6 protein-coding genes are annotated in these 8,164 nt (G+C 66.6%); 2 read left to right on the top strand and 4 right to left on the bottom strand.

Annotation, left to right across the window (positions count from 1 at the left end):
- Positions 1-75: 75 nt before the first annotated feature.
- Positions 76-216 (bottom strand): hypothetical protein, encoded by a 141-nt coding sequence (locus QH195_RS32760; RefSeq protein ID WP_280438246.1) that lies wholly within the window; start codon positions 214-216, stop codon positions 76-78.
- Here QH195_RS32760 and QH195_RS32755 point away from each other — a divergent pair.
- Positions 215-361, top strand: coding sequence for a hypothetical protein (locus QH195_RS32755; RefSeq protein WP_280438245.1), 147 nt, complete (start codon positions 215-217; stop codon positions 359-361). The two genes, QH195_RS32760 and QH195_RS32755, sit on opposite strands and share 2 nt — an antisense overlap.
- 5 nt (positions 362-366) lie before the next feature.
- Here QH195_RS32755 and QH195_RS32750 read toward each other — a convergent pair whose 3' ends face one another.
- The gene (locus QH195_RS32750) at positions 367-3,120 is read right to left on the bottom strand and encodes a serine/threonine-protein kinase (protein WP_280438244.1); all 2,754 of its coding nucleotides are present in this window, start codon (positions 3,118-3,120) and stop codon (positions 367-369) included.
- A gap of 144 nt (positions 3,121-3,264) precedes the next feature.
- Positions 3,265-4,785 carry an amino acid permease gene (locus QH195_RS32745; protein ID WP_280438243.1) on the bottom strand — a complete coding sequence of 507 codons (1,521 nt, stop codon included), beginning with the start codon at positions 4,783-4,785 and terminating at the stop codon, positions 3,265-3,267.
- Between the two features lie 206 nt (positions 4,786-4,991).
- Between QH195_RS32745 and QH195_RS32740 the strand changes: the two genes are divergently transcribed.
- Positions 4,992-6,152, top strand: coding sequence for an SPFH domain-containing protein (locus QH195_RS32740; RefSeq protein ID WP_280438242.1), 1,161 nt, complete (start codon positions 4,992-4,994; stop codon positions 6,150-6,152).
- Between the two features lie 102 nt (positions 6,153-6,254).
- Here QH195_RS32740 and QH195_RS32735 read toward each other — a convergent pair.
- A partial coding sequence (locus QH195_RS32735) for an NAD-glutamate dehydrogenase domain-containing protein (RefSeq protein WP_280438241.1) occupies positions 6,255-8,164 on the bottom strand: 1,910 nt, incomplete at its 5' end.

Here is an 8,164-nt window from a genome sequence, read left to right as displayed (position 1 = left end):
TAAACCCGGGGGGGCGCGCTAACGGGCGTTGCGGGCGCCCGCCTAACATCGGGGCGCGGGCGGGTTCACACTCCCCTACACCGCGCCCCGCGCCGGCGCGGCAACCGCCGCGACCACCACAGCGGAGCTGGCGAGCCTGTTCACCGACCTCCCGGCCGCGCCGGCACCGTCGGCACCGCCGCCGCCCGCCGATCCCACCGCCGGTTTCGCGATCATGGCCGGATGTGCCGCCGCTTTCGCCTTCGCCCTCGCTCTCGCCTTCGGCGGGTGGCTGTGGCTGTTGCTGCTGGTCGTTGTCTTGGTCTCGGCGCCGCTGCTACCCACCGCGCTGCGCCGCCGCCGTACACCGGGACGTCCCTGAGCAGTTCACCACCGGGTACGCGGCCGGACACTGTTTGCCAGGTCCACCAGCCGATACCGGTGCAGCCGCTCGGGAGCACTGCGAGCCAGTGCGCGCAGCCGCGACTCCAGACCACTGCGCAAACCGGCCACAGTGAGCGGGTACCCCAGCAGGGTGGTGGAGGTGGTGGCGGGTCGCATCCGCGAACGCAGCCATTCCAGCGCCGCCCCCACCACCACGACCTGTAGCTGTAAGGCCCGCGGTTCGTCGGCAATCTCCAGCCGGGAAGCCGCCTCGAGCAGATCGACCTCGCTGATCTCGCTGTGCGGCCGGGATACCAGCAGCAGGCTGCCGGTCATCCGAGCGGTGCGGTAGTGACGTGAGGTATCGGGCACCTCGTCGAGTACCTGCACTGCCTGCAGCGGTTCACCGTCGGCCGCCAATCGCCGCGCCAGACCGAATGCCGCGCTCACCACACCATGGTTGGTCTGCCAGACCAGGCGGTAGAACTCGGTGGCGGCCCGGTGCCAGCGATCGGCATCGCCGAGGTCACCGGTGGACTTCTCGTACTGCAATACCAGTTCCGCGGTGGCGGCGAGCGCCAGCGCGGGCGCGATTTCCCCGGGCAGCATGGTGTGCACTTCGTCGAAGTGCAGGTAGGCACGCTGATACTGGCCCTCCAGCAGCGCCGCCACCCCACTGAACCATTCCACCCGCCAGTCGGTGACCGCACGCGGCCGCAGCACGTCCAGCAAGGCCATCGCCGAGGACAGGTCACCCAGATCGATATGGGCACGGATTGCTGTCAGTGCCCCTTCGACCTCGAAGGTCTCCGGGGCATCGATGGTGCCGGCCGCGATCCGTTCGGCGGTCTGGCGCAACGAATCCAGCGTGCGGCGCGCGTCGCCGTGCAACAGCGGCGCGAGTAATTCCACACTGGGGTCGTCCGCGTCGATCAGTGGAATCGGCAAAGCCGCCACGACCGACTCGGTGTCGAGAACGGAGCTGCGGTGCGCGCCGTCGACCATTCCGTCGGTCTGCCCGATCAGCGCGTCGATCCCGAAATCGCCCCGCAGTGATCCGAATTCGGCAGAGGCCTGCGGGTGCTCGCGGCCGGTGTCGGCGGCCAGCACCATCCGCAGCACGCCGGCCAGCTGGCAGTACATGGCGTAGGTGGACGGAAAGCGGCGGCTCGGATCGGGATGGGTCGCCCTTACCAGCAGCCGGTGCAGGCACGGATACTTCCGCAGCAGCGGATACCCCTCCGGCGTGGGTATATCCGCGCAGTAATCGCCCTGGGCGTCTTTGCGCAGATCGAGGATGAGCGCCGCCAGGGTCCGACCGGCGGCGTAGATATCCGAGGCGACCGTCGGCCCGGTTTCGATGATCTCCGGCGCCTGATAGCCCGGTGTGCCGTAGATGCTGCCGTAGGACTCCATCGCCGCCACCGCGCCGAGATCGATGAGTTTGACCTCGTCGTCGGTGACCATGATGTTGTCCGGTTTCAGGTCGTTGTAGGCCAAACCGAACGAATGCAGGTAGTCGAGTGCGGGTAGCACCTCCATCATGTAGGCGAGGGTCTCGGCCACCGGAATACGCTCCGGGCCGGCCAGATCCAGCATCTTCTTCAACGACCGCCCGCCGACGTATTCCATGACGATATAGCCGTCGGCCACCTCCCGATGGGAGCGGTGCTTGACGAAGTTGTAGATCTTGACCACGCCGGGATGGGTGATCTCGGACAAGAACTGACGTTCGGCCAGCGCCACCACGTGTGCTTCGAAGTCCTGGGGATTCTGCAAGCCCTTGAGCACGACCCAGCGGTCACTGACGTTCGTATCGACCGCCAGGTAGATCCAGCCGAGGCCACCGTGGGCCAGACACCCTTTGACCACGTACTGCTCGGCGACCACCTCGCCTGTGGACAGGGCGGGCAGGAAGTTGTAGGCGGAACCGCAGCGCGCGCATTCCCCCGCGACCGCACCGGGTCCGTCCGGGCCGGATCGCCCGGTGGGCGCCTGGCATTTCCAGCAGAAACGTTTGTTCTCGGGGACCACCGGATCCGCCAGGACAGCGGTGGCGGGGTCGACCGGATCCACCCGGGGCAAGGCCACCAGCCCGGCGCCCAGCCGCCGCACACTCGGCCGGGAGCGGGCATTGCGACCCGAGAGGGATTCGTCGTCGAACCCGGCGAAGGGATCGAAATCGGCGTCGGGATCGTCGTCATCCGCCAGCAGGAGGGCTTCGAGGTCGTCGTCCTCCGGGTCGCCGAGGCTGTTGAGCCGCGCGATATCGTCGCCCGTGAGCGCGGCGATGGCCCGGTCGAAATCGGAGAGACCGGACAGGTCACCGGAATCGCCGGCCTGCTGATCTGCGGAAACCCCGCCGTCCGTTTCCCTTTCGCGGTCCGGCGCAACGGCACCGCCGGCGGCCGAGTCCATATCCCCACCGGAGTCCGGGGCGGAGGCGGTCTGCGGGGGCGCCCCGATCACCGGGGCCTGGCCGACGGTCACCGGAACGAATACCCCGGATCCACTCGGCGGCGCAGCGGCGTCGGTGGGACTACGCGGACCACTCGCACCGGATTCGGCGAGCAACTCCTCGGCGGCGCGCGTGAGGTCCGATTCCGACGCCGGTCCCCGGTGCACACTTCCGCTGCTGGTGGTGCGCCGGGTCGACCAGGTGTGCGCGGCCCGCCGCGGCATCGCCGCGCCGCGTACCCGCCGCGGCGACCAGGGTGGCGACAGCGGGGGCTCGGACGGGCTGGAATGCTCTGGCATGCACGACCTCTCAAACCCACAGGGTGAACCGAGAGTCCATTGTGATCCCGCACCCCGAGCGCCGAGACACCGGCGTTCCCTTTCCTGGGAAATGCGTACGTCCCCGGACGCAGTGTCCGGGGAAGTACGCGGTTACGGTGCGATCTACTGCTGATCTTCCGGCTCGTCCAGAACGCGGACCGTCTCGGCCGATTCCGTGGATTTCGCGAGCGAAGGAGCCGGCTCGGCACGCTCCGCCACGAGTTCACCGACCCGCTTGCGGGCGAGGAACCAGCCACCCACCAGCGCCGGAACACCGACCAGCACCATGGCGATCACCGCTGCCCGCTGTTCGATCTCATCGCTGAACAGCATCAGCAGGACGACGCCGGCCAGGAAGACCAAGGTCGCGTAGTTGGTGTACGGGGCACCGGGCAACCGGAACTTCGGCCGGTCCACCTTACCCTCCTGGGACCAGCGGTACAGCTTCTGCTGGCAGAGCAGGATCGCCGCCCACGAGAAGATGGTGCCCAGTGCCGAAACGTTCAGCACGATCTCGAACGCCTGCTCGGGCACCAGCGCGTTCAGTCCTACACCGACCAGTGCGATGGCGCCGGTCGCGAGGATCCCGACGTAGGGCACACCGCTCTTGGACATCCGGCCCGCCACCTTCGGCGCACTGCCGTTCATCGACATGGAGCGCAGGATGCGACCCGTCGAGTACAGGCCGGCGTTCAGGCTGGAGAAGGCTGCGGTCAGCACCACCAGGTTCATCATCGAACCGGCGCCGTCGATGCCGATCTTGGAGAAGAAGGTGACGAACGGGCTCTCACCGGCGGTGAAGGCGGTGTAGGGCAGCAGCAGGGCGAGCAGGATCAGCGAGCCGACGTAGAACAGTGCGATCCGGGCGATCACCGAGTTGATGGCGCGCGGCATGATCTTTTCGGGGTTCTCCGTTTCACCGGCCGCGGTGCCCACGAGTTCCACCGCGGCGTAGGCGAAGACCACACCGGTGGTGACGACGATCAGGGGCAGGAAACCGGTCGGGAACCAACCGCCGTTGTCACTGACGACGCTGAAGCCGGTGGCCTGGCCGTCGATCTCGAAACGTCCGGCCAGGAAGATCGTGCCGAGGATCAGGAAGCCCACCAGGGCCACGACCTTGATCAGTGCCGCCCAGAACTCCAGTTCACCGAACCATTTCACCGAGATCATATTGATCGCGACGACAATGGCCAGGGCGATCAGCGCGATGGTCCACTGCGGTATCACCTCGAACGCGCCCCAGAAGTGGACATAGGTGGCGATCGCGGTGATATCCACGATGCCGGTCATGCACCAGTGGAAGAAGTACATCCAGCCGACCGAGAAAGCCAGCTTCTCCCCGTGGAACTCGCGAGCGTAGGAGACGAACGAGCCCGACGACGGGCGGTGCAGGACCAGTTCGCCCAGGGCGCGCAGAATGAAGAATACGAAGATGCCGCAAACGGCGAATACCAGGAACAGGCCCGGACCGGCCTCGCGGAGCCGGCCGGCGGCGCCGAGGAACAGCCCGGTGCCGATGGCGCCACCGATGGCGATCATCTGGAGCTGCCGAGGGCGCAGCGACTTGTGGTAGCCCGCATCTTCGGCGTGCAGACCGTCCGCCGGCGCCTCCTGTCCCCGAGGCTCTTGAACAGTTGTCATCAGTCTTGCCTTTCGAGTGGCGCAGATCATGTCTGCGAGCAATGTACCGCTAGTTAGCGGCACGATCAATAGGTGGCCGCCAGATGAAATCCAGCGAGAATCCGTAACTTTCAGCAGCAAGGAGGTTTAGACGCAGGTTGACCGCCCGATTGATCGAGCCGCTGAACGTCGTTACGCTGGATAAGTCAACTGCTGAGGAGTGCCCGATGGCCTGGTTCGAACGCGAGTTCATCGCCGTCCCGGAGACCGGCAAGAAACAACTCGTCTACAAGTGGCCGGATGTGAACATCCGGCGCTACTCCCGCGCCATCGTCAACGCCGACCAGACCGCGCTGTTCGTGAAGTCCGGTCACGTCCTGGGCGTTCTGGGGCCGGGCCGGCACCGAATAGACGCCGACGAGCTGCCCGTGCTGGGCGCCCTGGTGGACACTCTGTCCGGTGGCAACTATTACCGGGCCGAGCTCTATTTCGTCTCGACCCGCGAGTTCGCCGGTGTCAAGTTCGGTGGCCGGCTGGCCGATATCGCGGACCCGGTCAGCGAGCAGATCCTCACATTGCGTGTGTTCGGGGAATTCGCCCTGACGGTCCGCGATGCCGAGCAGCTGATCACCTCACTGGCCGGCAGCACCGATCTGCACGATCCGGCCGGAATCGAGTCGTGGAGCTCCGACCTGCTGCTCAAATCCATGAAGATCGCGGTCACACGAGGGGTTTCCAGCGGCGAATGGCCTGTGCTCGGTTTGTCGGGCGAACTGCCCGCTATCGAGCGTGCCGTCCTGCAGCAGACCAACACCACGCTCTACGAATACGGCCTGCGGGTCCCCAGGCTCGGAAACTTCGACATCACGCTCGCCCCGGAAGACGCCGACCGCCTCAAACGACTGGCGAAAGACGTCACCTATATCCGGCTGGCCGGTGACTTCCGGCAGTACGCGGCCGGAGAGATGGCGCTGGGCGCCGGTCAAGGGCTGGCCACCGGACACGGACACGACGGCGGATTCCTCGGCGCGGCCCTGGGGATCAATGCCCTGCAACAGTCGAATCCCCCGGCGCCCGGGGGCCGGCCGGCGTCACCGTGGCAGCACCGGGAGCACGCGGAGCAGCCGGCTCCGCAGCAAGGTCTGCCACCGGGAACCGGCTCCGCCCAACTACCGGGCGGAAGCGCCTCGGGCGGGTCACGATCGGAGGCCGCCGCACCGGTGTGTACCGGATGCGCCACGGTGAATCCGGAAGGCGCCAACTTCTGTGTGAACTGCGGAATTCGGTTCGCACCCGCACAGGTACCGGCCTGCCGGGAATGCGGGGCGCAACTCCTCGCGACGGCGAAATTCTGCGCATCGTGCGGAGGTCCCACCCAGCTCAGCTGATCTGCGCCGGCCCTTCCCGGAGCACGCCTGTCCCCTGCTTTCCGCCGCGGACTCGGCGGCTGCACCGCGTCGTCCGAGTACGGAAAGCAGGGGTGGGTATTCTCAGGCGACGGCGGCCGACTCCGAGGTCCCGGCCAGCGAGCGGACCTGGCGGGCCGCCACCGAGAGAGTGGCCAGGTCGTGACGGGTGACTCCGAATATCTCGGTGAGGGTCGCCCGAGCTCGGGCCAGGCGCGACCGATTCGTCTGTTCCCAGTAGTCCAGCTTCTCCGATACCGGGTCCTCGGCGTCGGTGGCGCTGGCGATATCGAGCGTCAGCAGGCGCAGCGATTCGTAGAGATCATCACGCAATGCCAGCCGGGCCAGACCGGCCCAGCGCTGGTCGTAGTCGAGCTCGCCCACCGCATCGATCAGCCGGGTGATCTCCAGGTGGGCGTTGAGCGCGAAATACAGCTCGGCCACCTCGTGCGCGTCCCGTTCGGCGATATCGGCGATATCCAGAACGTCCAGCAGGGGGAACAAGTGGATGAGGTGATAGACCTCAGTGCCCAGATCGGCGGGCGCGCCGTCCGCCGCCGCGGCTGCGGCGCGCGCGGCTACTCGTTCGGACAGGGGCGCCGGCAACCAGCCGGCGACCTCACCGGCAAGCGCCTGGACACCGTCGCGGTAACGAGCGATATCGGCGCTGATGGCAATCGGCTGAGGGCGATTCAGCAACAACCACCGGGCGGCCCGCTCCAGGACGCGGTTGGTCTCCTGCTCGAGCCGGTCACGAACCACCGTCGGCATGGGGGTCGTCCGGATGCGATGCCACACGTCCCGCAGCCGGAAAATATCCACCGCGGCGGCGAATGCCCGCACGGCATCATCGGTCGTGGCACCGATCTCCTCGGCCAGCCGGAACGCGTAGGTCGCGCTGCCGAAATCGACCATCTCGTTGACCACGACAGTTGCCACGATCTCGCGGCGCAGTGGATGATTGGCGATCGCGCCGGCGAACCGTTCGCGCAGCGGGGTCGGGAAATAGTCGGGGAGCCGCGAACTGAAGAATGCGCTGTCGGGCAGATCGCCGGCCAGCAGATCGGCCTTCAGCGCCAGCTTGACATGAGCGATGACGGTCGCCAGTTCCGGTGACGTGAGTCCGGTACCCGCCGCGACGCGCCGCTCCATCTCCGCATCCGACGGCAGCGCCTCCAAGTGGCGATCCACACCGCGGCGGGTTTCCAGTTCGGTGAGCAACCGCCGATGAACGGCTCCGCGCCGCGCGGCGACCGAACGCGAGAGCCCGATCCGGAAGTTCTGCGAAATATTGTCCCGCAAGACCAGTTGGGCGACTTCGTCGGTCATTTCCGCGAGCAGCGGATTGCGGTCGGTGATATCCAGTTCGCCCGCCGAGACGGCGGCGTCGAGCAGAATCTTGATGTTCACCTCGTGATCGGAGCAGTCGACACCGGCGGAATTGTCCAGCGCATCCGTGTTCATCTTCCCGCCGTTACGGCAGAATTCGATCCGGCCCAGCGCCGTGGCACCCAGGTTGCCACCTTCACCGATAACCTTGACCCGCAGCCGATCGGCGTTCACCCGGACAGCGTCGTTCGATTTATCGCCGACGTCGGCGTTGGTTTCGGCGCTTGCCTTGATATAGGTGCCGATACCGCCGTTCCACAGCAGATCCACCGGCGCCTCGAGAATTGCCCGGATCATTTCCGGCGGGGACAACCTGGTGGTGGACTGCGGAAGCCCCAGGGCCACACGGACCTGCGGTGTCACCGGTATCGCCTTGGCGGTGCGGTCGTATATCCCGCCGCCCGCGCTGATCAGCGACCGATCGTAATCCGCCCAACTCGACCGCGCCAACCCGAACAACCGCTGCCGCTCGGCAAACGACGACGCAGCATCCGGATCCGGATCCAAGAAAATATGCCGATGATCGAACGCCGCCACCAACCGAATATGTTCCGACAACAACATCCCGTTACCGAACACATCCCCACTCATATCCCCCACACCCA

The sequence above is a fragment of the Nocardia carnea genome (assembly GCF_029868855.1).
Classification (GTDB): Bacteria; Actinomycetota; Actinomycetes; order Mycobacteriales; family Mycobacteriaceae; genus Nocardia; species Nocardia carnea_A.
This window is presented reverse-complemented; position numbering and strand designations above follow the sequence as displayed.